The sequence below is a fragment of the Mucilaginibacter gossypii genome, assembly GCF_017569325.2.
Taxonomy (GTDB): domain Bacteria; phylum Bacteroidota; class Bacteroidia; order Sphingobacteriales; family Sphingobacteriaceae; genus Mucilaginibacter; species Mucilaginibacter gossypii.
On record NZ_CP071878.2, the window covers coordinates 6,855,450 to 6,878,831 of the forward strand.

The following is a 23,382-nucleotide window of genomic DNA, read 5'->3' on the forward strand; positions in this document are numbered from 1 at the left end:
CAGCTTACTAAAATGGGATTCAGAAAACTAATAAATTCTAAAAAACTACTATCGTTCTTCGCTGCGTTTATGCTCCTGGGCACAAACCTGCTGATGGCGCAAACTGCGGCAGGTGCTGCTCCGGGCCAGGAAGAGGCCCCTAAGGTTGACTGGACCGGGATTGCGTATTATGTGCTTATATTTTTCCTGATCTGCTTAGGCGTTGCCATTGTTGGTAAAATCCTCAAGATCTACGATCTTACTTTAAAGATGCAAGGCAAAAAAGGCATTAAGTGGAATACCGTGATGGCTGTAATTTGTATTGTTTTCCTTTTTGTAGGTTTATACGGTGCTTACTGGTCATTTACCGAACAGGGCAGTATGACATTGCCGGAAGCCGCTTCGGCTCATGGCGTTAAAATAGATGAGATGTTTACCGTCACCACTGTTTTAACAATGATAGTATTTTTTGTTACCCAGATCCTGCTGTTTACATTCCTGTTCCAATACCGTCATTCTGATAAACGTCGTGCACACTTCCTGCCTCACAATAATACCATCGAAAAAGTTTGGACAATTGCACCTGCTATCGTTCTGACTATCCTGGTTGTGTTTGGTTTCTTTACCTGGCAGAAGATCATGAACAGCGAAAACCTTAAAGATGATATCAATATCGATGTAACCGGTCACCAGTTTGCCTGGGAATTGCGTTACCCTGGTAAAGATGGTGTATTAGGCCCCAAAGATTTCCGTTTGGTTACAGGCGCTAACTTGTTAGGTGTTAACTTTAAAAAGAAAAGCAGTTTTGATGACTTGAAGGTTGATACTATGTATCTGCCGGTTAACAAATCAATCAGGCTGAATATCCTTGCACAGGACGTTATCCATAGCGTTTATATGCCTCACTTCAGGGTTCAGTTGAACGCGGTACCTGGTTTACCAACCTTCTTTAAATTTACCCCGACTATTACTACCGCAGAAATGCGTACCAAATTAGACGACCCTAAATTTGAATATACCCTTTACTGCAACAAAATATGCGGTGGAAGCCATTACAACATGCAAAAAGTTGTACGTGTTGTTTCTGAAGCCGAATATCAGTCATGGCTGTTAAGGCAAAAGCCTTACCTCAATGATGCTTTAAGAAAAGAGCTTCATTTTGCGGCAGCAAACAACGAGCAAAGCGGTGCTTCAACAAATAGGTTAGCGTTAAATAATTAATAAAGATAAGAAATAGAGATATGTCAACATTAGCAGTTCACGACCACGCAGGAGCCCACCACGACGAACACGGTCACGAACACCATCATGACCAATCATTCCTGTCTAAATATGTATTTAGCATGGACCACAAGATGATTGCCAAGCAATTCCTGATTACAGGTATTACGATGGCGGTTATCGCAATGATTTTGTCAATCCTGTTTAGGATCCAGCTTGCTTACCCTGATAAAACATTCCCGCTGTTAACAACTTTGTTGGGTCGTTTTGCACCTAACGGTCGTATCAGCCCCGATTTTTACCTTGCTTTGGTTACCATACACGGTACTATCATGGTATTCTTCGTACTAACTGCCGGGTTGAGCGGTACTTTTGCCAACTTATTAATTCCATTGCAGGTAGGTGCACGTGATATGGCTTCGCCTTTCATGAACATGCTTTCATACTGGTTCTTCTTTTTAGCCAGCGTTATCATGTTGTCGTCTTTCTTTGTACAAAAAGGCCCTGCCAGCGGTGGTTGGACAATCTATCCGCCATTATCTGCATTGCCAAAAGCAATGCCGGGTTCAGGCGAGGGTATGACCCTTTGGCTGATCAGTATGGTACTGTTCGTTGCATCATCTTTAATGGGTGGTATCAACTACGTAAGTACTGTATTAAACATGCGTACAAAAGGCATGGACCTTTGGAAAATGCCTTTAACTATCTGGGCTTTATTCCTTACTGCTATATTAGGTATCCTTGCATTCCCGGTTTTAGTTGCTGGTGTAGTATTGTTGATATTTGACCGCAGTGTTGGTACAAGCTTCTATTTATCTGATATCGTATTAAACGGCGTACAGCAACCATTTGAAGGTGGTAGTCCGATCCTGTTCCAGCACTTGTTCTGGTTCCTTGGTCACCCGGAAGTATATATCGTTATTATGCCTGCGATGGGTATCTCATCTGAGGTAATGTCGGTAAACTCACGTAAACCAATCTTTGGTTACCACGCGATGGTTTACTCTCTGATCGGTATCACTGTATTATCGTTTATCGTATGGGGCCACCACATGTTTGTTACAGGTATGAATCCATTCCTGGGTGGTGTGTTCATGATCACTACGTTGATCATTGCGGTTCCATCGGCAGTAAAAACATTTAACTGGTTAGCTACGCTTTGGCGCGGTAACATCAGGTTTACACCTGCTATGCTGTTCGCTATCGGTATGGTATCGTTCTTTATCTCTGGTGGTTTAACAGGTATCTTCCTGGGTAACGCTACTTTGGATATCAACTTACATGATACTTACTTTGTGGTTGCCCACTTCCACCTCGTAATGGGTTCGGCTGCTATATTTGGTATGCTTGCAGGTGTTTACCACTGGTTCCCTAAAATGTTCGGCCGTATGATGGACGAGAAATTAGGTTACCTGCACTTCTGGTTAACATTTATCTGTGCTTACCTGGTATTCTTCCCAATGCACTTTATGGGTCTTGACGGTGTTCCACGTAGATATTATGCCTTCACCGAATTTGCTTCAATGCAAAAATGGTTAACCATCAATACATTTGTAACCTGGGCTGCTATTATCGCCGCACTTACCCAATTTGGTTTCCTTTATAACTTCTTTGTATCCATCTTCAAAGGGCAAAAAGCAACTCAAAACCCATGGGAGTCAAATACACTTGAGTGGACTACTCCTGTTGAGCACTTACACGGCAACTGGCCGGGCGAAATTCCAACCGTTTATCGTTGGCCATATGATTACAGCAAACCAGGTGCAGAAGAGGATTATATCCCTCAAACTGTTCCTTACTCGCAAACTATGAGCTCAAACCTTCCGCACGATTTTGAAGATAATCCTGCAGGTTTGGAAGAACTTAATAAGTTTACAAGTACGCTGAAAGCAAACGAACAAGTAAAATAATTAATACTTATCTGATCTTTTAGGGTACCATCCTAATTTGAAGATTTGAAAATGTGGAAAAATTTGAAAATCGATATTTTCAAGTCAATAAATTTTCAAATCTTCAAATTCAGAATAGGTACCCTAAATTTTTAGAACTATTTAGATGAGCACAGCCGGAAAAAATAGGTTTCAAAAGATCAATATTACAACCATTGTTCTGCTCTTTGTTTTGATTCTTGCCGGTGGTGTTGTGCGTAGCTCAGGTTCAGGCATGGGATGTCCCGACTGGCCAAAATGTTTTGGAAGGTACATTCCGCCTACTGATATCAGTGATCTGCCTAAAGATTATAAACAGAAATACGTAGCCAAACGGGTTGAAAAGAACCAGCGTTTTGCAAAAACACTTGATGTATTTGGTTATAGTGATCTAGCAAAACGAATCCGCGAAGATCGTTCTATCCTTGTGCCTGAGGAGTTTAATGCAGGCAAAACATGGACTGAGTATATCAACCGCCTTATTGGTGCTTTATCTGGCTTTTTTCTTTTGCTTTCGGTTGTTTTTTCATTCAGCTACTGGAAAACGGATAAGAGGATAGCCATCCTGAGTATTTTTAATCTGGTGCTTGTGGGGTTTCAGGCGTGGTTAGGCTCAATCGTGGTATCTACCAATTTGATTGCCTGGATTGTTACCGTACACATGCTTTTAGCGCTGGCTATCTTAGCTATTTGTATTTACACTTATCATGGAGCGCGGATTTCGGGTAAAAGTACTTCAGGGTCGTCACCTTTGGTTTATGTTATAACGCTTGCTGCACTGTTTGTAAGTATTCTGCAAATTGCTTTCGGAACCGAGGTGCGTGAGAAAATAGATGCGGTTGCCAATCATTTTCAGGGAGGTTACCGTAAAGATTGGATCACTAATGCCGGCGAGATATTTCAACATCACAGGGATATAGCCATTTTGGTGTTGATATTGAACGTTGCTCTGTTTGCTTTGATCCGTAAAGGCTTTAACAGGCATTCTATTCAGCAGCAGCTGATGAGTTTTACATTTTTAATGATCACGTTGCAGATAGTTACCGGGATCTTGTTATCATATCTCGCATTGCCGCCTGTTGCCCAGGCTGCACATATTGTATTGGCGAGTTTAATATTTGGGGCACAATTTTATTTGCTTTTGAATTTATTTCAGGGTGTTAAGGGTAGGGAGGTAAGCAGATGAAATGGGCTGATTTTTCAAAATTGATCAAAACAAGACTTACTACCTTGGTGGTATTTTCGGCGTCGATATCATTTTTAATCGGAAGTCGCGCAAATGGCCATATTGTTTGGATTGATTGGGTAAAGCTTATTATAGGTGGTTTCCTGGTTACATCGGCAGCCAATGCTTTTAACGAAATCATCGAAAAAGATCTGGATAAGCTAATGAAGCGCACTATGGACAGGCCAATCCCTTCAGGCAAAATGACTACGGGGCAGGCATTGGTATTAGGTTTAGGCATGGGCATGGCCGGCACTTACTTGCTAGGCAGCTTAAACCTGTTAACCGGCTTACTATCTGTATTTTCGATTTTATTGTATGCATTTGCGTATACGCCTTTGAAACGCAAATCGGGTATTGCAGCAGTTTTTGTTGGCGCTATCCCCGGAGCATTGCCGCCGCTTATAGGCTATGTAGCTGCGCAGGTGCACGGTAGGATAGACGAAATAGCCTTAATCTTATTCTCTATCCAGTTTATCTGGCAGTTTGTCCATTTCTGGGCTATTGCCTGGGTTTTGGATGATGATTACAAGCTCGCAGGTTTTCGCTTGCTACCGTCAGGTAAAAGAGATTTAACAAGTGCGGTTATTACGTTTATATTTGCCGTTGTTTTAGTCCCTGTAAGTTTATTGCCAACCTTTTATGGTTATGGCGGTTACTGGGTAGGCGGCGTATCGCTGCTATGCGGCTTAATATTTTTATATCAGTCATTTATGCTGTTGCGTACCCGGCAAATACCCGAGGCTCGTAAATTAATGTTCGGCTCGTTTTTTTACCTGCCGGTAGTCCAGATAATGTTTTTAGTAGATTTTATAGTTAAGTGAGATGATGGCAAGGATGGAACAAGATAACGACAGGCTGAACCTTGGTGCCAAAAAGTTTAATATGTGGATCTTCATATTCACATCATTTATGCTTTTTGCAGCTTTTACCAGCGGCTTTATCGTTTATTCGGGAGGCAGCGGGCACGGTTTAAATGTGATCATGCCGCAGTCGTTTTTGTATAGCACTATTGTTATAGTGTTAAGCAGCGGCTCGTTGTTTTTAGCGTCAAAGGCTGCCAAGGCGTTGCAGTTTGACAAACAGAAGCTGTATTTATGGATAACATTGGGCTTAGGGCTGGCTTTTTTTGCCTTACAGATCTATGCCTGCTATGTGTTAACCTTCAAAATGCAGATCTATTTTGTTGACCCTAATGCTTCACGCTCCTTTGTTTATGTTTTTGTTGGCGCGCATTTGGTACACATTTTTGCGGCGCTGTTATTGCTAATAAATACACTTATAGGTACATACCGTAATATCCCCCAGGTAAGGAATATGTTTAAGATGGAATTAACTTCCATTTTCTGGCATTTTCTCGATATTATATGGATTTATCTCTATGTTTTTTTACTTTTGAATCATAATTAATACACCCATAGATTAGTACAGATGAGTACAACAGTTTCACAAATTGACGAAGTAAAAACTTCGCCCTGGTCGGGAGGAAGATCCCCGTTCAACGTGGAGTACGGAAAAATAATGATGTGGTTTTTCCTCCTTTCGGATGCGTTCACCTTTTCATCATTATTGATAGCTTACGGTTCATTGCGTTTCAGCGCAAGCGTATGGCCAGGTGCAGATAAAGTTTTTCAATCAGTACCCGGTTTAGTTGATCACGGTTATCCATTGGTTTTCGTGGGTATAATGACCTTCATCCTCATTGCAAGTTCTGTTACTATGGTATTAGCTGTTGAGGCTGGTCACCGTAATGCAAAAAGGGAAGTTGTAACCTGGATGATATGGACTGTTATTGGTGGATTTATGTTCCTGGGTTGCCAGGCGCTTGAATGGAGCCATTTGCACCACGAAGGTTTTTGGTGGGGTAGCGTTCCTCCAGCAGAAGAATTGAGACATTTGTTTACTGGTGGTACGGAAGCTGTACAGCACATGACCTCGCAGGAGTTTGCTAACCTGTTCTTTACCATCACGGGTTTCCACGGTTTCCACGTATTTACAGGTGTAATCATCAATATTATTATTACCGTTAACGTGTTAATGGGCACATACGAAAAACGCGGTAGCTATTTAATGGTTGAAAAGGTTGGTTTATACTGGCACTTTGTTGACCTTGTTTGGGTATTCGTATTTACATTCTTTTACTTAGTTTAAAAACATTTTACATATGTCAGCAGAATCGCACGAAGTTCACCATGATGGTGATCACGAAACCATGAGCAAAAAGCGGATATTGCAGGTTGCAGGTATATTAACCATAATTACTTGTATCGAATTTTTTATCGCGCTTGTATGTGTGCCTAAAGGAATTCTTCCGATACAGTATGCCAATCCTGTATATATCGTTTTAACATTGTTTAAAGCATTTTATATCGTAGCATATTTCATGCACTTGAAATTTGAGAAAATGGGTCTCATATTGTCAATAGCAATTCCGGTAATATTTATAATCGGTTTAATCCTGGTACTTACAAACGAAAGCCACCACTGGGTTGACCTGAGGTAATGAACAAGGCTTCTATATTAAAAAAGATCCTGATCCTGGTACTCATATTAGCGGTACCGGGATTTTTATATTATTTACTTACCGCTAAAGGTAAAAACAGGTATAAGCCCCTCGCTGTTTTTGGGCCAAAGGTGGTTGCCAAAACTGGGCATAAATTTCACGGCAAGTACATTCCTGATACCATCTACCACACCATTCCTGATTTTAAACTTACCGATCAGGAAGGAAAGCCGGTTACACTGAACACACTGAAAGGAAAGATTTTTGTAGTTAATTTCTTTTACGCTAACTGCCCTACGGTTTGCCAAACCATCAACAAAAACATGAGCTGGCTGGTGGGTACGTATTACAAAAACAAGATGGTTTACTTTTTAACCATCACAGTTGATCCGGAACATGATACTCAGGAAGTATTAAACAAATACCTGCAAACATTTAAGCCCGAATCAAACCGCTGGCTGATGTGCAGTGGCGATACTTCATCGGTTTACAACTTTGCCCGTAATGGGCTGTTTGTAAATGCTGCAAAAGCCGGTAGCGACTTTGTTTACAGCGATGATTTTGTACTGGTTGATCAGGAACACCGGATTCGTGGATATTACAAAGCAGCGGTAACACCAGAGGTAAACCGCCTTAACGATGAGATAAAAGTGTTGATAGCCGAAGAGCTTCGTAAAGTTGATAAGCCGTTATATTAATTTGCCATGAGTGATAAATTTATAATCCGCTTTGTTGCGGGTGTTACCATATTTGTAATTGCAGTAGTTGTTTTGTTAAACAGGCACCTGATACCGGGCCCGGCTGTGGCCCCTGCTTTTACACCTTACCTGCCGATGCTTAATGCTGTACTTAACGGCACTTGTACCTTATTGCTTCTTTTGTCGTTATATCAAATTAAACAAGGGAACATAACACTGCATAAACGACTTAACATTGTTACCTTCTGTTTATCGTCGTTATTCCTTGTATCGTATATCCTGTTTCATTACCTGATGCGTAACGAGATCGTTTACGGAGATCTTAATGGCGACGGGAAATTGTCAGCAGCAGAAAGGGCATCTGCAGGTTCTTTAAGGACGATATACTTAACCATTTTAACGCCTCATATTATACTTGCGGCGGCTGTTTTGCCGTTAATATTGTTGAGCTTTCACCGCGGTCTGCAAATGCAGGTTGAAAAGCACCGTAAACTGGTGCGTTGGGCGTTTCCAATCTGGCTTTATGTTACCGCAAGTGGTGTGGTGGTTTATTTAATGATCTGCCCGTTTTATCATTTTTAATTTATAATTGGTTAAATTTGTACCTATGAAACAAGGTTTTAAAGTTGTCCTTTTTGTACTGGCCCTTGGCCTTATGCTAATTGCCCGTGAACCTGTAAACGCACAGTGCGCACAATGCGCTGCTACTGTTGAAACCAACGCGCAAAGCGGTAGTTCAAAAACAAGGGGTTTAAATAACGGGATCCTGTTTTTATTGGGCGCTCCTTATTTTGCTGTTGCATTAGGTGGTTACATCTGGTATAAAAAATACCGCCGTAAAGATGTTAAGCTTGAGATGCGCGGCGAAAAACTTAATCTGAATTAATAAGCAGCTGCGGGTGTTATTTGCCGCTTTTGTAACCTTATAAGATACTTATCGTGTCTCAAACACCAAAGTCATGGGCTATGCTTAAATGTAAATGTCCGCGCTGCAGGCGCGGCGATATGTTTAAGGGTAGCCCTTACAGTTTCTCCAATAAAATAAATCTTAACTGCCCGCATTGCAACCTCTTTTTTGAGATAGAGCCTGGCTATTTTTATGCCGCCATGTACGTTAGTTATGCACTGAATGTGGGCGAGGCCCTCGGCATTGCCTGGCTTACTTATTTGGTTACCCATAACCAGGATTCGCCGTGGTTATATCTTGGTGCTATAATTTTTGGCTGTTTTGTACTTGCTCCTGTAAATTTCAGATATTCGCGTATGTTTTTGTTGTATTGGTTATCACCCAAGATACATTACCAAAGCTATTTAGATACCGATGATATACCAGGAAAGTATTGATTTTTTAAAAGATCTCGCCGTAAATAACAACCGCGAATGGTTTGCCGCCAATAAAGAGCGTTACGATAAAGCCCGCGAAAATGTAATTGATTTTACAACGAAGGTGCTTGACAGCGTTCGTAAGATTGAGGCAGGCATGGACGAGAACCTTGATGCCAAAAAATGTGTGATGCGAATTTACCGCGACATTCGCTTCAGTAAAAATAAAGCACCTTACAAAAATAACTTTGGGGTAAGTATGCCAACCTCGGGCTTAAAAGGTGGCGGTGTGGAATATTACCTGCATATCCAGCCCGGCAATTCATTTATCGGCGGCGGATACTGGATGCCGGAGGCGCCACATCTGAAAGCAATTCGGCAGGAAATTGATTACAACGCTGCCGATCTGAAAAAGATCATTGATCAGAAGGAGTTTGTTAAGTTATTTAGTGATTTCAGAAAGCAGGAGCAGCTTAAATCGGTACCGAAGGGATACGAACCCGATAATGAAAATATCGACCTGCTAAAGCTTAAAAGCTTTGTAGCCTGGCATAAACTGGAAGATAAAGAGCTAACGGCCCCTGGTGCGGAAAAGCTGGTTGCTGATGTATGCAGCATGATCCATCCGCTTAATGTATTTTTGAAGAACGCCCTTTCTTAATTGGATATAACCCCTTAATAACTATGAAAATTAGATATGCATTTTTAGCCGCTGCTGTATGTTTCACAATGTACTCATGCAAGGTAATGTCTCCAAAAGCATACAAAAGCCTTGTTGCCGAACGAGACTCTTTAGCTAACCGCACAACAAACCTTGAAGGAGAGCTTGCACAGCTGCAGGCAGATACAGCCCGCCTGCACAACCAGCTTGCCGATCTGCGTAAAAACAACAGTGTATTAAACAGCAACCTGGATGCAACATCATCAAAAGCTAACGAATTGGCCGCCCAAACCTCAAGACTGGCTGCTGATTTGAAAAAACGTGAAGCCCGTTTAAAGGAAGTAGAAGATATTTTAAAGAAACGCGATGAGGCTACTAATGCATTGAAAGATAAATTGCAGAAGGCATTATTAGGCTTTCAGCAAAGCGGTTTAACGGTAGATATCAGAAATGGCAAGGTTTATGTATCATTAGCTGATAAGTTATTGTTCCCTTCGGGCAGTATCATTATTGATGAGAAGGGTAAGGCTGCGTTGAAGCAATTAGCGGTGGTGGTAAACAAGGAACCAGACATCAATATGGCGGTTGAAGGTCATACGGATGATAAGAAAGTAAAAAACCTTGGCCAGATCAAAGATAACTGGGATTTGAGCGTTTTACGCGCTACCTCGGTAACCCGCTACCTGACCGAAACTGAAGGTGTTGACCCGCACAGGCTCACTGCAACAGGTAAGAGTGAGTTTCAGCCGATAGATGCCAGTGGTACTGATGAAGCCCGCGCAAAGAACAGGCGAATAGAGATCGTGCTTACCCCTAAGCTCGACGAGTTATACAACCTGATCACTAAGTAATAAATGAAAAGCTCCCGGATAACCACCGGGAGCTTTTTTGTTTCAAGCAGATTCCTTCCCGCTCCTAAGAAGTTGTTTGAATTTTGGCGGAGAGCTTTCATGTAGAGACGCATAATTGCGTCTCCCATAGGACAAGCAGCTTTGCATGTGTTTAACTACCTTAACTTGCATACTGTAGACGCAATTATGCGTCTCTACATTCAAAAAACATAATATTTAAACGACTCCAAAATAAAATTTGCAATTATATAAGCACTTATATAAATTGCATCATGAATTTATATCAAAGTCTCGGTCATCTGGTTTTGGGCAGCCGTTTGAGGCGGCTGAGTGAAGCTTTTTTGGCCGAAATTAATCGTGCTTATCAAACCGCAGGTATCGATTTTGATGCCAGCTGGTTTCCTGTGTTTTATTTACTATCAAAGAATGATGCTTTATCTATCAAAGAATTAAGCGAACAGATAGAGGTTTCACATCCTGCTGCCAGTCAGCTGATCACTAACCTGAAAAAACGGGGTCTGGTAAGTACAGGTACCTGCACCGACGATGGCAGGCGGCAACTGGTTACCCTTACTGCCGAAGGGCGTGAGTTGCTGAAGCAGGTTATACCTGTTTGGGATGCTATCAGCCTGTCGATGGCCGACCTTGTTGCTAAAGACGAAACTGCAAAACAATTATTGCCGGCCATAAGCGCGCTTGAAAATACTTTTCGCCAAACTAAACTGGCCGATAACATCGTTGAAAAACTGAATACCAATTTAAAACCCGCCGGCAATGACTGATATATTTAATTACGGCACCGACCATCTTACAATAGGTATTTGTCTTGATATAGCAGCAGGCAAAACCAAAGGCATCATTAACAAAGAAGCCGCCGATATGATCAAATCTTCATGGCGCGAGGTGGAAAAGATTGTGCATAGCCATCACCCGGTTTATGGCATTAACACCGGCTTTGGCCCACTGTGCGATACCCGGATCTCGGAGGAAGACACCAGTTTGCTGCAAAGTAATATCCTCAAAAGTCATAGCGTAGGTGTCGGGAAACCCATCCCGCATGAAATTGCCAAACTCATGATGATTACTAAAGTGCAGGCTTTGGCACAAGGCTATTCGGGTATTGCGCTTGCAACGCTTCAGCGGATCATTTGGCATATCGATAATGATATTATCCCGGTGGTTCCGGAAAAAGGCTCTGTAGGTGCTTCCGGTGACCTGGCTCCTTTGTCCCACCTGTTTTTACCATTGATTGGTTTAGGAGAGGTATTTGAGAATGGCGGGAGGATACCGGCCGGAGAACTTTTAAAGAAGCACGGTTTACAGCCGTTATCCCTTGGCCCCAAAGAAGGCCTGGCCCTTATCAATGGTACACAGTTTATCCTGGCTTTTGCGGTTAAAGCTGTACAACGACTGGATGACACCCTGAACCGTGCCGACCTCATCGGTGCCATGTCATTAGAGGGATTGATGGGCTCTATCCGTCCTTTTGATGAGCGACTGCACCAGATCAGGCCTTTTAAAGGTACAAGGATGGTAGCTCATCGCCTGTTTACTTTGCTTGACGGATCGGAAATCAATTCGTCGCACATCAGTTGTGATAGGGTACAGGATCCATATTCGTTGCGTTGTATGCCGCAGGTACATGGTGCTTCACGCAATGCATGGCTGCACCTGAAAGAGCTTACGGAAATCGAACTCAATTCGGTTACCGATAACCCGGTTATTTTTAATGCCGATGATACCATTAGCGGGGGCAATTTTCATGGACAGCCACTTGCTCTGCCGCTTGATTATGCAACCACAGCAGCAGCCGAAATTGGTAACATTGCCGACAGGCGCTGCTACCTGATGAGCGAAGGTCGTTACGGTTTGCCCAAACTGCTTACGCATGATGCCGGGCTTAATTCGGGCTTGATGATTCCGCAGTATACTACTGCCGCCCTCGTTACCGAAAATAAAACCCTGTGTTTCCCCGCCAGTGCCGATAGTGTGCCAACCTCACTTGGGCAGGAAGACCACGTATCCATGGGTTCCATAAGCGGGCGCAAGCTGCACCAGGTGATAGATAATATTGAATACATTCAGGCTATTGAGTTGCTTTACGCAGCCCAGGCTATGGATTTTCGCAGGCCGTTAAAATCAACCCCGGTTATTGAAGCTTGCCATCAGCTGGTAAGGCAACATGTTGATTTTATACAGGATGACCGCGTTTTTGCTGTTGATATTAACAGTCTTCACAAACTTATTACGGATGGCTCCCTGCTGAAAACTGCAGTTGAAGCTGCTATTGCTCACCAAATAGATTTAAGTCATGACGAGTTCGGAATTTATTAAAACCTACGCTAATCATCCGGTGTACAAAGCACCGCGTGGTACGCAGCTTCATGCCAAAAGCTGGCAAACCGAGGCTCCGCTCAGGATGCTGCTTAATAACCTCGATGGTCAGGTAGCCGAAAATCCTGATGAGTTAGTGGTTTACGGAGGTATCGGTCAGGCCGCGCGTAACCCGGAGGCGCTCCGCAAAATTATTGAGTTGCTGCTGAAATTGGACGAATATCACTCGTTGCTGATCCAGTCGGGCAAGCCTGTAGGGATTATCCGTAGCCACCCCGAAGCACCAAGGGTTTTGATTGCCAACAGTAACCTGGTACCTGCCTGGGCCAACTGGGAGCATTTTAATGAGCTGCGCGAAAAAGGGTTGATGATGTACGGGCAGATGACAGCAGGCAGCTGGATCTATATTGGTACGCAAGGTATTTTACAGGGTACCTATGAAACTTTTGTGGAATGCGGTAATCAGCATTTTAATGGCGACCTGACAGGCAAACTCATTGTAAGTGCCGGTTTAGGTGGTATGGGCGGTGCTCAGCCGTTGGCAGCAACTATGGCGGGTGCCGTGTTTTTAGGTGCCGATGTAGATGTGTCACGGATTCAAAAACGGGTTGATACGAAATATATTGACAGGATGACTTCATCATATGATGAAGCCATCGCCTGGATAAAAGAAGCAATCGCCCAAAAAGGAACACTTTCGGTAGGATTAGTGAGCGATGCCGGTGATTTGCTCGAAAAGTTATTTAAAGATAATATCGTTCCTGATATACTTACTGATCAAACTTCAGCACATGACCCTTTAAATGGTTATATTCCTAATGATCTGTCATTAAACGAGGCTGCTGCATTAAGAAAAGATGATGCAGTGGAGTATAAACGGCGTTCGCTGAAAAGTATGGCAAGGCATGTGGGTTTGATGCTGGCACTGCAAAAAAGAGGTGCGGTAACTTTTGATTATGGTAACAACCTGCGTGAGTTTGCCCGGCAGGGAGGTGAAGCCGATGCTTTTAATTTTCCGGGTTTTACGCCGGCTTATATCCGTCCGCTGTTTTGCGAAGGGAAAGGGCCGTTCAGATGGGTAGCGTTATCCGGTGACCCTGAAGATATTTATACTACCGACCAGGCGTTAATCGGAGCTTTCCCCGAAAATAAGCCATTAATTACCTGGCTTAAAAAGGCAAGAGAGAAAATTGCTTTTCAAGGATTGCCTGCCCGCATTTGCTGGCTGGGCATGGGCGAGCGTGAAAAAGCCGGGCTGATATTTAATGAACTGGTGGCCTCCGGCAAGGTAAAAGGCCCTATAGTGATCGGTCGCGACCACCTTGATTGCGGCTCAGTGGCATCGCCCAACCGCGAAACAGAAGCTATGTTAGATGGCTCGGACGCTGTGTCCGACTGGCCGCTGCTTAACCTGATGGCCAATGCCTCGGGTGGAGCAACCTGGATTTCGTTCCACCACGGCGGCGGTGTAGGTATGGGTTACTCCCAGCACGCCGGTATGGTAGTACTGGCCGACGGTAGCCATCGCGCAGCAACCTGTTTAAAAAGGGTGCTTTATAATGACCCGGCCATGGGTATCTTTAGACATGCTGATGCCGGATATGATAAGGCTGTGGAGTGGGCGGATAAGTTTGGGTTGAAAGTGTGGTAAAGCAAGTGATAACGTTATACGCCACGCAGATTCGCTGTCGGCCTGATAGATACTTAGAACGCGATAATCCTCAGGGTCCTCTGCGAGAGACCCTGAGGGAACGTAAAGTGTGGTAAAGCATAATATGTAAAAAGGTCATTACGAGTAATTAAAATCCGCGGCCTTTGAAGGAAGATAACATATGCCTACCGTCATGCCGAATTTATTTCGGCATCCCATAGGACAGGTGGCCGCTTTGCTTAGTATGGCCGCTTAGCGAGTGGGGTGCTGAAACAAGTTCAGCATGACCTTGATTTTTATTATGTCATGGGTAGATACGAAGCAACCCCCGATCTAAGATAGAACGATGAAAAAACTAACAGGTCCATTTACACAAATACTGCCTTTAACAGGCTTGCCGATTAAAGGTGCCCTGAAAGATGAGCAATTGCACATAATTGCCAATGGGGGTGTGTTAATTGAAGATGGGCTGATACTTGCTGTTGATGATTTTGAAAAACTCCGCACAAACTATCCATCGGCACAAATAGAAGAAATTACCGGCGATCATGTATTACTGCCCGGATTTGTGGATTGCCATACGCATCTTTGTTTTGCCGGTAGCAGGGCTAAGGATTATGCCATGCGCAATGCCGGTAAAAGTTATTTGGAAATTGCCGTATCGGGGGGCGGGATCTGGGATTCGGTAACTCAAACCCGTTTGGCTACAGAAACTGAATTAAGCAATTTACTGGCGAAACGGATAGCCCGTCATTTGGCAGAAGGTGTAACAACTATTGAAATTAAAAGCGGTTACGGTTTGTCGGTAACTGAAGAACTCAAACAGCTAAAAGCTATTCATCAGGCTGCTAACAAAACTCATGCTCATATTGTGCCAACCTGCCTCGCTGCACACATTAAACCGAAAGATTTTGATGGTGTTGAAAGCGAGTATCTGAAGTATCTGTTAAATGAGCTGTTGCCGAAGATAAAGCAACAGGATTTGGCCAACCGGGTGGATGTTTTTATTGAGCAAAACGCTTTCAATACCAGCGATGCCCTATTTTATTTAAGCAGGGCCAAGCAAATGGGTTTCGAGGCCACTGTTCATGCCGATCAGTTTACAACCGGAGGCAGCGAAGTTGCAGTTAAAGCAAGGGCGGCTTCCGCCGATCATCTGGAAGCGAGCGGCGATTATGAGATAAAATTATTGGCCAATTCAGATACTGTTGCTGTAACTTTACCCGGCGCCTCGCTTGGTTTGGGAATGGGATATGCCCCTGCCCGGAAACTGCTTGATGCCGGGGCCTGCCTCGCTATTGCGAGCGACTGGAATCCCGGCTCGGCCCCAATGGGCGATCTGCTGATGCAGGCGTCGGTAATGGCGGCGGCAGAGAAGTTAAGCACGGCCGAAGTTTTCGCCGGTTTAACCTATCGCGCGGCACAGGCATTAAAGTTAAATGATCGCGGGATATTGACCAAAGGTAAGCTTGCCGATATGCAGGCCTATCCATGTAACGATTACCGCGAAATATTATATCATCAGGGAAAACTAAAACCAGCCCGCGTTTGGACGGCAGAAAATAACGATTAAGCAGTTTTTGCAATTTGCTTAGCTACCAATGAACCATTGAACTAATGAACCAATGACCAAATTAATAGAATGCGTACCCAATTTTAGCGAAGGTGTTAACCTCGATATCATTAAACAGATAACAGATGCAGTTGAATCTGTTGAGGGGGTAAGATTACTCAATGTTGATCCGGGAAAGGCCACTAACAGAACCGTGGTAACTTTTGTGGGCGAACCGGAAAAAGTGATTGAAGCAGCTTATCGCGCCATAAAAAAAGCGGGCGAGGTGATTGATATGAGCAAACAAAAAGGCGAGCACCCAAGGATGGGCGCAACAGATGTTTGTCCGCTGATACCCATTAGTAATATCACCATGGAGGAAACTGCCGAATATGCAACGCGGCTTGCCAAACGTGTGGGGGAGGAGTTACAGATCCCGGTTTATTTGTATGAGGCTGCGCAGCCTAACAAAAGCCGGAGCAACCTATCGGTGATACGTGCCGGTGAATATGAAGGCTTTTTTAAGAAGATCAAGCAACCGGAATGGGCACCCGATTTCGGTCCCGCGGAGAATGATGTTAAACGTGGGGCTACTGTGATTGGTGCCCGTGATTTTTTGGTGGCTTATAATGTTAACCTGAATACTACCTCTGTCCGCAGGGCAAATTCTATTGCTTTTGATGTACGTGAGGCTGGCCGCACCCTGCGCGAAGGAGATCCGATCAATGGTAAAATAGTATACGACGAAACCGGCAAAGCCAAAACCATCCCCGGTTCATTAAAGGCGGTAAAAGCTATCGGCTGGTATATTGAAGAATATGGTGTTGCCCAGATCTCGATGAATTTGACCAATATCAATGTTACCCCGGTTCATAAAGCTTTTGACGAGGTGTGTGATAAAGCTGCTGCACGCGGTATCAGGGTAACAGGCAGTGAGCTGGTGGGCTTGATCCCCTTGAAGGCGATGCTTGATGCGGGTAAATATTTTTTGGAGAAGCAGCAACGCTCTACTGGAGTAAGCGAAAAAGAACTGATCAGGATAGCCATTAAATCAATGGGACTTGATGAACTTTCACCTTTCAAGCCTGAAGAACGCATTATTGAATATTTACTGAAAGATAAAGCAGGCAGCAAGCTCATTAACATGAGCCTTGCCGATTTAGCCGATGAAACCGCGAGCGAAAGCCCGGCACCTGGTGGTGGTTCGATATCAGCCGCTGTTGGCGCTTTGGGAGCCTCGCTGGCTACCATGGTGGCTAACCTAAGCTCACATAAAAAGGGTTGGGACAGCCGCTGGCGGGAATTTAGCGACTGGGCGCAAAAAGGACAGCAGTTTAAAAACGAACTTTTAGCATTAGTTGACCAGGATACAATAGCCTTTAACCAAATCATGCAAGCATTCTCCCTGCCCAAATCAAACAATGAGGAAAAAGCAGCCCGTGATAAAGCAATACAGGATGCTACCCGTTATGCTATTGAAATTCCTTTTAAAGTAATGGACGCAGCTTTAGGTAGCATGGAAGTAATAAAAGCAATGGCGCTAAGCGGTAACCCCAATTCCATAACTGATGCCGGCGTAGCCGCTCTTTGTGCCCGTACCGCTGTATTGGGTGCATTTATGAACGTAAAGATCAATGCTTCGGGCTATAAGGATAAGAGCTATGTAGTTGACGTTATTTACCGCGGTAATGAAATTGAGCGGAAAGCGATTGCGCTGGAGGCGGAGATCATTGAACTGGTGAATGAGAAAATAGGGTTGGAGTAGTTGAAGGTCCTTCCAAACGTCATTGCGAATTGATAAAGCAATCGCGAACTTTACAGGGCGAACCTGCTAATTGGTGATTGCTTTATTAATTCGCAATGACGCTTCTAAATAGTTAAGGCGGCTCCTTTGGAGAGTAATAGCCCATGAAAAGGCAGGAATAATTTGTATATTTATGATAATGAATATCATAGAGACGATTAAGCGTTTTCCAGATCAGTCCAGTTGCATAGACTATCTTGAAGGATTAAGATGGCAAGGATTGCCAGAATGCCCGTATTGCAACAGCAAACGGAGCAGCAAGCGCCAGGAAAGCCAACGGCATATTTGCAATAGCTGTAACCGCAGCTATAGCGTTTTGGTCGGCACTGTTTTCGAGGGCACCAAACTTCCTTTGCCGCAATGGTTTTTGGCTATTTCATTAATGCTGAATGCGAAAAAGGGGTTATCTGCACGTCAGTTAAGCAGGGATCTGGGATGCAATCGTAAGACAGGCTGGTATTTGCAGATGCGGATACGGGAAGCCATGCGGGACGGCGGGGATGGCGGTTTGTTTAAGGGTATTGTTGAGGTAGATGAGACTTATTTAGGTGGTAAAAAAGCCAATCACTCAAAGAAAAAGCGGCAGGAAAGGCGCGATAATAATTTGCAGGTCACCGGCATGCAGGATAAACAGCCCGTGATTGGGTTATTGGAGCGGGATGGCCGTCTAAAGCTTCAGGTCATAGATAAGGCACATGGGAAAACGCTCAAACCCATTGTTGAACAATCAGTGAGCACAGATGCTACTATTGTAACGGACGGCTTTGGTGGATATGCCGGTTTAAATAAAATATTCCGTGAACATCAGGTATTAAACAAGGAAAAAGAAGAGTATGCCCGGGGAGAGTATCACACCAATACGATTGAGGGCTTTTGGACATTGTTAAAACGGGGGATATATGGTCAATACCATAAAGTATCGCTCAGACATTTGCAATCATACCTGAATGAGTTCACATTTAAATATAACAATAGAGGCAATAACCAGGTGTTTAACTTTTTAATTAACAAAATGGCTACTGCCTCTTGATGGGCTATTACTCTTTGGAGAGGATTTCGCTGAGTTTCTATATCCTCTCGATATCTCCGCTCCCTGCTTTTGAGCTTGAAATATTTTTAGCACCGCCGGTATAATGCACATCGCCCGAGCCGCTTACCGATGCATCAATTTTACTGCTGGCATTGATGGTAGCGTCGCCTGAACCTGCTATGTGTACCTCGGTATTAATGGTGATCAAATCGCGGGCGGTAAAATCGCCAGAGCCTACAACATTTACTCTTGAATTATCGGCACGGCCCGAAAGTTTCATATCACCAGAGCCCGAAATGCTGCTATCCAGGTTTTTAGCATTCACTTTGCCCAGCATATCGCCCGAGCCAACAACTTTTAATTTTAATGAGGTAGTGCTGATGCCTTCTTTAAAATAAACATCGCCCGAACCGGCAACGTTAATGCTGGTCATATCTTTAGCTACAACATGTACAATCATTTTACGGCTGCGGCCAAAGCTCCAGCTATCCCAGTTAGTTCCTTTTTTGCTGTAGATCTTCAATACCCCGCCCTGAACTTCAGTAATGATCTTGTCGATAACATCCGAAGGTGCTTCAACCTTTACCGATTCGTTTGAGCCCTGTGTAAAGTAGACATCAAAAGAGCCTGCCAGGTCAATTGCACTAAAGCCTGATAAATGACGGTCTTGCGTGGTTTGGTCGGCGTGTTTAACAATTGGGTTTACTGTTTTTGCCGATGCGTAACCTGTAGTTCCTGATGCCAACACGGCTGCCAATAATATTTTTGAAATCGATTTCATGACGGTTGTTTTAGTTTCGTTTTCCAATTAGACGCCGGCAGTGGGAGGAAAGTTGCACGGGATTTGATTTTTTTAGTGAGTAGTTGATTAGGTTGATTGGGTGAGTGGTTGTTTTGGGATGGGGGAAGTTTTTCACCTTATTAAACAAAAAAGACTTACGAAGTATTTTAAAACTTCGCAAGTCTGAACTCTACAATTTCTCATCCTGAGTAAATGTCTTTGAAGGAGTAGTAACAAAGTGGGCGTGTCAGTCTGAGCCTGTCGAAGACTCGTGCGCAGAGGCCCTATTCACCATGCTTCGACGGGCTCAGCATGCCCCCCGTTTTTTGTTATGGGTAGGAATCAACTACTCACCCAATGAACCACTCACTCAATCAACCTTAATATAATAATTGAAAGTATCCACCTCTACATTATCCTTCGTAATACCGTCAATTTTTACAGGAGTAAACTGTGTGGTTGGTTTAATAAATATATAACCGCCGCCTTTTACACGCACCTTTACCGGCATGTTGAAACCTTCGGCATTGGCAATCCACTTGGAATAAAGCTTGCCGTCTTTAGTTACAAACTGGAGGGTTGGGATGTCTTTATAATGCAGGTACTGGTCAAATACGGGAGCAAGGTTCATGCCTGCCTGTTTGCAGATATAGCCTACAATATCGTCATAGGTAACGGTTTTATGGTAGAAGGTTTTGTTAAGCCCGCGGAGGATGCTGCGCCATTTGTCATCATTATTGATAATGGTGCGCACCATGTTTAACAGGTTGCCTCCTTTATAATACATATCACCTGAACCTTCCATGTTTACACCATACGGCCCTACAATTGGTTTGTCGTTACGGATATTTTTACGGGTTCCGTTCACGTATTCCTGCCCGGCTTGTTTACCGTAATAGGTTTCAATGAACAGCGATTCGGAATAGTTAGTAAAACTTTCGTGGATCCACATATCGGCAACATCTTTTGAGGTAATGTTATTGCCAAACCATTCGTGACCGCTTTCGTGTACCACGATGAAATCCCATTTTAGGCCCCAGCCGGTACCTGAAAGGTCGCGACCGAGATAACCGTTTTTGTAATGGTTGCCATAAGCTGTGCCGCTTTGGTGTTCCATGCCGAGGTGTGGCGTTTCAACCAGTTTATAGCCGTCTTCATAAAAAGGATAGGGGCCAAACCAGTATTCGAACGATTTAAGCATTCGCGGCGCATCAAGCTCCCATTGTTTTTTGGCTTTGTCAACATTGTAACTTAATGGCCAGTAGTCCAGCGTTAACGGGCCTTTTTCGCCCTGGTAAGTACCTTCAAAGTGGGCATAGTCGCCAATGTTGGCTTCTATGTCATAATTGTTGATAGGGTTAGCCACAAACCAATCGAAGCGGGTATAGCCGTTATTTAAGTCGGTTACTTTGCGTAATCTGCCGTTGGATACATCTTTTAAACCATTAGGTGCGCTGATACTGATCAGGGCGCTGTCTACCTCATCGTATTGATGATCTTTTGTAGGCCACCAAATACTGGCGCCGATACCCTGGCAGGCAGTTGCCACCCATGGTTTGCCCAATGAGTCTGTAGTATATACCACGCCGCCATCCCATGGCGCACGTTTGGCAATAGTTGGGTTACCGGAATAATAAACAATAAACTCGTCCTTACTGCCTTTTTTTATGGTTTTAGGGAAGGTAACAAACACCGCATTAAACTCGCGTGTAAAGGGGATTTCGGCGCCCTCATACACCACTTTCTCTACTTTTAAATTGGAAAACAGATCAAACTGAAGTTTGGTGAAATTTTGAGTAGCCGTGAATTTGAACAGGTTGCTGCCGCTGATGAATTTTTTATCGATATCAAATTTCACATCCAGGTGATAGTAGTTAATATCATAACAGGTACGCAGCGGTGTTAAGCTCCCTCTGAGCGAATCGGCGCGGGTAAATGTTTGCCTGTTGGTGCCTAACTGTGCCTGAATTGGCGTTATGCCAGCTACGGTAAGGCCTAAAGCGACAGCAAAAATATTTAAGAACTTATTTTTCATGTATGTTGAGGGTTAATCCATGAGCGCACCCACGTAGTAGTTTAAATAATCAATTTCAATATTGTCTTTGGTGGCGCCTGCAATTTCAACCGGGCTCATTTGTTTTGTTGGGATGATGAATTTGTATTCGCCCCCCTTTATCCGCACCCTGATCGGCATGTTGAAATCTTTAGCTTCGGCTATCCAGCGGCAATAAAGCTTGTTTTCATGACTGGTAAATTCAAGCACCGGAAGGCTGCGGTAATGCAGGTATTGCTCAAAAACAGGCGAAAGGTTCATGCCCGATTGTTGGTTGATGAAGCCCACCACATCGTCATAGGTAACCGTTTTATGATAAAAAGTTTTGTTAAGCCCGCGCAGGATGCCGCGCCATTTTTCATCATCATTAATAACAGTGCGGATCATGTTCAGGAAAACAGCGCCTTTGGAGTACATATCGCCCGAGCCTTCTTTGTTTACATTGTAAACGCCAACTATAGGGCTGTCATTATTAATGGTGAGCCTTAAACCGTAGTTATATTCCTGTCCGGCTTTTTTACCCCAGTTATCCTCCACAAAAAGCGATTCGGAATAACAGGTAAAGCTTTCGTGGACCCACATATCGGCAAGGTCTTTATCGGTTATATTATTGCCAAACCATTCGTGCCCGCTTTCGTGCACGATGATATAATCCCATTTGCTGCCCCAGCCTGTACCCGATAAATCATAGCCCATATAGCCATTCATGAAGTGATTGCCATAGGCTACTGCTCCCTGGTGTTCCATGCCCAGGTGCGGGGTTTCAACCAGTTTATAGCCATCTTCATAAAAAGGGTAAGGGCCAAACCAGTGCTCGAAGGCTTTCAACATAGGCTTAACATTGGCGGCAAATTGTTTTTTTGCTTTTTCCAGACTGGTTGGCAAAACCCAATAATCAAGCGTAAGCTTGCCTTTTTCGCCCATGTAGGTGTCTTCAAAATGAGTATAATCGGCAATGTTGGCAGCAACATCGTAATTGTTGATCGGGTTGGCCACAAACCAGTCGAACCGGGTATAGCCATCCTTAAGCTGCGTCACCTTGCGCAGGCGACCGTTGGATACATCTTTCAAACCTTTTGGCACACTGATGCTGATCATCATGCTGTCCACCTCATCGGCCAGCTGATCTTTATTGGGCCACCAGATGCTGGCGCCAATCCCTTCGCAGGCGGTTGCCACAAAGGGTTTGCCTAACGAGTCTTTTTTAAATACCAGTCCGCCATCCCAGGGGGCGTTTTTAGCTATAGTTGGGTTACCGGAATAGTAAACGGTAAACTCATCTTTGCTGTCTTTACTTATGGTTTGCGGAAAGTTGAGGAATACGGCGTTGCCATCGCGGGTATAGGCAAGTTCTTTCCCCTTATAAACAACTTTAGCAATGTTAAGGTTAGCAAACAGGTCGAACTGGAGTTTATTGAAATCCTGTGTGGCGGTGAATTTAAACTGATTGCTGCCGCTGATAAACTTTTTATCGATATCAATCTTAACGTCAAGGTGATAGTAATTGATATCATAATAGGTACGCAAAGGCGTAAGCATTCCACGCAATGAATCGGCATGGGTGAATTGCTCTTTTTCCTTCAGGAGCTGTGCCCCGGCTGGCTGAGTGAATGTTGCAGCACTTAATAAGGTCAGGGCTGCAAGATATAGTTGTTTTATTTTCATGTATTTAAATTGTGTCAGGTTAAAAGGTATCCATGATAGCTAAGTTAAAGTTTTTTTTAACGCATGTCATTTCGATGAAGCAGCGGGAGCCTCATGCGGTGGCGCGGAAGAGAAATCTTATAC

The 23,382-nt window shown here is 43.9% G+C and carries 22 protein-coding genes; 19 read left to right on the forward strand and 3 right to left on the reverse strand.

Translation table 11 applies throughout. The features are described from left to right. Window positions 1-12 precede the first annotated feature (12 nt). From J3L18_RS29555 to J3L18_RS29645, 19 genes are all read left to right on the forward strand, one after another. Complete coding sequence (locus tag J3L18_RS29555; RefSeq protein ID WP_129571514.1) at window positions 13-1,200, forward strand: cytochrome c oxidase subunit II; 1,188 nt, start codon at window positions 13-15, stop codon at window positions 1,198-1,200. Between the two features lie 20 nt (window positions 1,201-1,220). Next, window positions 1,221-3,110, forward strand: a complete 1,890-nt coding sequence (locus J3L18_RS29560; protein WP_175490027.1) for a cytochrome c oxidase subunit I — start codon at window positions 1,221-1,223, stop codon at window positions 3,108-3,110. Window positions 3,111-3,255: 145 nt separating this feature from the next. After that, window positions 3,256-4,314: a COX15/CtaA family protein gene (locus J3L18_RS29565; protein ID WP_129571515.1), complete on the forward strand. Its 1,059-nt coding sequence runs from the start codon at window positions 3,256-3,258 to the stop codon at window positions 4,312-4,314. After that, window positions 4,311-5,177, forward strand: coding sequence for a heme o synthase (gene cyoE, locus J3L18_RS29570; RefSeq protein ID WP_129571516.1), 867 nt, complete (start codon window positions 4,311-4,313; stop codon window positions 5,175-5,177). The genes J3L18_RS29565 and cyoE overlap by 4 nt, the downstream gene beginning before the upstream one ends. 1 nt (window position 5,178) lies before the next feature. Next, window positions 5,179-5,763: a cytochrome c oxidase subunit 3 gene (locus J3L18_RS29575; RefSeq protein ID WP_223266290.1), complete on the forward strand. Its 585-nt coding sequence runs from the start codon at window positions 5,179-5,181 to the stop codon at window positions 5,761-5,763. A 21-nt stretch (window positions 5,764-5,784) separates the two neighbouring features. Continuing rightward, window positions 5,785-6,504, forward strand: a complete 720-nt coding sequence (locus J3L18_RS29580) for a cytochrome c oxidase subunit 3 (protein ID WP_129571517.1) — start codon at window positions 5,785-5,787, stop codon at window positions 6,502-6,504. A gap of 13 nt (window positions 6,505-6,517) precedes the next feature. Continuing rightward, window positions 6,518-6,856, forward strand: a complete 339-nt coding sequence (locus J3L18_RS29585; RefSeq protein WP_129571518.1) for a cytochrome C oxidase subunit IV family protein — start codon at window positions 6,518-6,520, stop codon at window positions 6,854-6,856. Beyond that, window positions 6,856-7,554, forward strand: a complete 699-nt coding sequence (locus J3L18_RS29590) for an SCO family protein (protein WP_090530128.1) — start codon at window positions 6,856-6,858, stop codon at window positions 7,552-7,554. Before J3L18_RS29585 ends, J3L18_RS29590 begins: the two co-directional genes overlap by 1 nt. Before the next feature lie 6 nt (window positions 7,555-7,560). After that, the gene (locus J3L18_RS29595; protein ID WP_129571519.1) at window positions 7,561-8,136 is read left to right on the forward strand and encodes a DUF420 domain-containing protein; all 576 of its coding nucleotides are present in this window, start codon (window positions 7,561-7,563) and stop codon (window positions 8,134-8,136) included. Window positions 8,137-8,161: 25 nt separating this feature from the next. Then, on the forward strand, window positions 8,162-8,440 hold the full coding sequence (locus J3L18_RS29600) for a CAMCR motif-containing small membrane protein (RefSeq protein ID WP_129571520.1): 279 nt from the start codon (window positions 8,162-8,164) through the stop codon (window positions 8,438-8,440). A 53-nt stretch (window positions 8,441-8,493) separates the two neighbouring features. Beyond that, window positions 8,494-8,898 carry a DUF983 domain-containing protein gene (locus J3L18_RS29605; RefSeq protein WP_189549461.1) on the forward strand — a complete coding sequence of 135 codons (405 nt, stop codon included), beginning with the start codon at window positions 8,494-8,496 and terminating at the stop codon, window positions 8,896-8,898. Beyond that, a complete protein-coding gene (locus J3L18_RS29610) occupies window positions 8,876-9,538 on the forward strand; it encodes a DUF2461 domain-containing protein (protein WP_129571521.1) in 663 nt (220 codons plus the stop codon). The genes J3L18_RS29605 and J3L18_RS29610 overlap by 23 nt, the downstream gene beginning before the upstream one ends. Before the next feature lie 23 nt (window positions 9,539-9,561). Beyond that, window positions 9,562-10,389: an OmpA family protein gene (locus J3L18_RS29615; protein ID WP_223266291.1), complete on the forward strand. Its 828-nt coding sequence runs from the start codon at window positions 9,562-9,564 to the stop codon at window positions 10,387-10,389. A gap of 272 nt (window positions 10,390-10,661) precedes the next feature. Further along, a complete protein-coding gene (locus J3L18_RS29620) occupies window positions 10,662-11,171 on the forward strand; it encodes a MarR family winged helix-turn-helix transcriptional regulator (RefSeq protein ID WP_129571522.1) in 510 nt (169 codons plus the stop codon). Next, a complete protein-coding gene (gene hutH / locus J3L18_RS29625; protein ID WP_129571523.1) occupies window positions 11,164-12,723 on the forward strand; it encodes a histidine ammonia-lyase in 1,560 nt (519 codons plus the stop codon). Before J3L18_RS29620 ends, hutH begins: the two co-directional genes overlap by 8 nt. After that, window positions 12,701-14,374: a urocanate hydratase gene (hutU, locus tag J3L18_RS29630; RefSeq protein ID WP_129571524.1), complete on the forward strand. Its 1,674-nt coding sequence runs from the start codon at window positions 12,701-12,703 to the stop codon at window positions 14,372-14,374. Before hutH ends, hutU begins: the two co-directional genes overlap by 23 nt. A gap of 346 nt (window positions 14,375-14,720) precedes the next feature. After that, window positions 14,721-15,947 carry an imidazolonepropionase gene (gene hutI / locus J3L18_RS29635; RefSeq protein ID WP_129571525.1) on the forward strand — a complete coding sequence of 409 codons (1,227 nt, stop codon included), beginning with the start codon at window positions 14,721-14,723 and terminating at the stop codon, window positions 15,945-15,947. Between the two features lie 52 nt (window positions 15,948-15,999). Continuing rightward, entirely contained in the window at window positions 16,000-17,691 is a 1,692-nt protein-coding gene (gene ftcD / locus J3L18_RS29640) for a glutamate formimidoyltransferase (protein WP_129571526.1), read from the forward strand. A 178-nt stretch (window positions 17,692-17,869) separates the two neighbouring features. Continuing rightward, entirely contained in the window at window positions 17,870-18,760 is an 891-nt protein-coding gene (locus J3L18_RS29645; RefSeq protein WP_189549506.1) for an IS1595 family transposase, read from the forward strand. A 37-nt stretch (window positions 18,761-18,797) separates the two neighbouring features. On the opposite strand, the gene J3L18_RS29650 is transcribed toward J3L18_RS29645, so the two are convergent. The 3 genes from J3L18_RS29650 to J3L18_RS29660 all read right to left on the reverse strand — a co-directional run bounded on the left by J3L18_RS29650 (window position 18,798) and on the right by J3L18_RS29660 (window position 23,259). After that, window positions 18,798-19,541 (reverse strand): head GIN domain-containing protein, encoded by a 744-nt coding sequence (locus J3L18_RS29650; protein WP_129571659.1) that lies wholly within the window; start codon window positions 19,539-19,541, stop codon window positions 18,798-18,800. Window positions 19,542-19,911: 370 nt separating this feature from the next. Then, entirely contained in the window at window positions 19,912-21,576 is a 1,665-nt protein-coding gene (locus tag J3L18_RS29655; protein ID WP_129571658.1) for a M1 family metallopeptidase, read from the reverse strand. Window positions 21,577-21,588: 12 nt separating this feature from the next. After that, window positions 21,589-23,259: a M1 family metallopeptidase gene (locus J3L18_RS29660; RefSeq protein ID WP_129571657.1), complete on the reverse strand. Its 1,671-nt coding sequence runs from the start codon at window positions 23,257-23,259 to the stop codon at window positions 21,589-21,591. Between the last annotated feature and the right edge of the window lie 123 nt (window positions 23,260-23,382).